At 43.4% G+C, this 1,064-nt stretch carries 1 protein-coding gene; it reads left to right on the top strand.

Features of this window, described 5'->3' with window-relative positions; genetic code table 11:
* Positions 1-88: 88 nt before the first annotated feature.
* A partial coding sequence (locus P1X15_RS32455) for a hypothetical protein (RefSeq protein ID WP_277342260.1) occupies positions 89-1,064 on the top strand: 976 nt, incomplete at its 3' end.

Below are 1,064 nucleotides of genomic sequence, written 5' to 3'. Positions count from 1 at the left end.
CACACATTGTACGATTTAGAAGTAAGGGTTGAAATGATCAAGCAGAAGGTTGGTCAAGCCCTGCTACAGAGCCAAAGCGGTGCGTGTAATGATCGTCGAAAAAAAAAAGATACTGACACGCAGCGGGGAGATTGATGTTTTGCATGATTCTATTTATTCGATGAAAGACACCCCGTTCGGCTATTCTGCTCTTGTTCAAGAGGATATGCTTCATCTTGCTCAACAGAGTGTGTACAAAGATGCTGCCAATACCTTCACACGCTTTACAAATGTTAAAATTAATCCATCGCAGTATCAGCGAGTAGTACAATTTTATGGAGGCGAGTTGGATGATGTGATTGAGGTGGCAGCGCAAAAAGATCCCGCAACTGCTGTGCAATATACCATGGTCGATGGAAGCATGGTGCTTACTGATCAGGGCTGGAAAGAGACAAAAGTAGGTCGGCATTTTCATTCTGATGATATTATGAAAGTTGGAAGCCAGACCAGACGTGCGATAAGCCATTCGATATATCATGCACAAATGATTGACTCAGAAGTATTTACATCAAACATGGATCGCCTTCTTTCAAAGGCAGTCCCCAAAGGCAGTAGGCATGTTTTCCTGAATGACGGAGCAATTTGGATTGAAAATTGGATAAAGCAGCGCTACCCCAATGCCATTTCAATATTAGACTTTTTTCACGGTAACGAGCATGTTGCTGAGGCCATCAAAGTAGTAGTATCTGATAAGAAGAAGCAAAAAAAGTTGATGCAAGAGTACAGGCAAATGGTGCTTGAGGGTAAAGTGTTGGAGGTGGCAAACTTACTGGAGGCTAAAGCGAAGAAAACCGCAAAGCCGATAGATGGTATACTTCACTACTTGCGAAGAAATGCATATAGAATGCAATACGCTGAATACCGTAAAATGGGCTTGATGATAGGTTCCGGAGCCATAGAGGCCGCACACCGAACAGTTATACAGTCACGAATGAAACTATCAGGTCAGAGATGGGCCAAGACCGGTGTGGATGCAATGCTTAAGTTACGAACAAGGTATGAGTCGGATAGGTGGTGCGAAGTCA

The organism is Runella sp. MFBS21, assembly GCF_029433105.1.
Lineage (GTDB): Bacteria > Bacteroidota > Bacteroidia > Cytophagales > Spirosomataceae > Runella.
The sequence above is the reverse complement of the archived record's forward strand: the minus strand, read 5'-3'. Positions and strand labels throughout refer to the sequence as shown.